Consider the following 738-nt stretch of genomic DNA (forward strand, 5'->3'; position numbering starts at 1 on the left):
GCGCATGCGAGCCTTCACGTCGCGCAACGATGATGCCCAAAGCTCAAGCGTCGTCTCGATTGATGCACCTGCCATCCATGACCTCCGAATCATGGAGACCCATAGATTCAGATCATAGATAAATATGCAACTGTAATGCTTCTGTAATGGGCCCTTGCTCGTCAAGTCCCTCCGTGATCATCACGCCGCCAGGATCATGCTTCTGTCCGTGGTCAGCACCAAGACTGCCACACCATGCCATCAGATCCTTAAGCCGGCAGGTCAATCTAGGACGCGTGATTTGCCGAAGCCTTCACAGCACTACTCCCGACCTTGCCAAGCCCTCGTCCCAGCGACGGGACCTCGGAGAAGCAGCGCCGTCGGCGGCCTGCTTCGGTAATCTCATCTCGCCTTTACGGGGCGACAGTATCCTTGCCCCAACGGAACGCGCTGACGTCAACCCACATGCGGTGAAGGACGGTCGCGAGTTTGCGGGCGAGCGCCACCTTGGCTCGCTTCATACCGCGCCGCTTCGCCACGTCCAGCGCCCAGCGCTTCAGGGCAGAGAACCGCGTGGCACGCGTCAGCATGATATGCGCCGCTTCATAAAGCGCAGTGCGCACCATGGCATCGCCGACCTTGGTTACTCCGCCGTCGATGTCGGTCTCTCCCGACTGGTATTTCTTGGGCGTCAGTCCAAAATACGCACCGACGGTGCGGGACTTTTCGAACCGACCCGGATCGTCGACTGCCGAGCGA

1 protein-coding gene is annotated in these 738 nt (G+C 59.5%); it reads right to left on the reverse strand.

The window, feature by feature from the left end; translation table 11 throughout:
- Nucleotides 1-392: 392 nt before the first annotated feature.
- The coding region (locus AC244_RS34790; protein WP_152976250.1) for a transposase at nt 393-738 on the reverse strand (346 nt) is incomplete at its 5' end.

This window comes from Ensifer adhaerens (genome assembly GCF_001270265.1).
GTDB lineage: Bacteria > Pseudomonadota > Alphaproteobacteria > Rhizobiales > Rhizobiaceae > Ensifer > Ensifer adhaerens_B.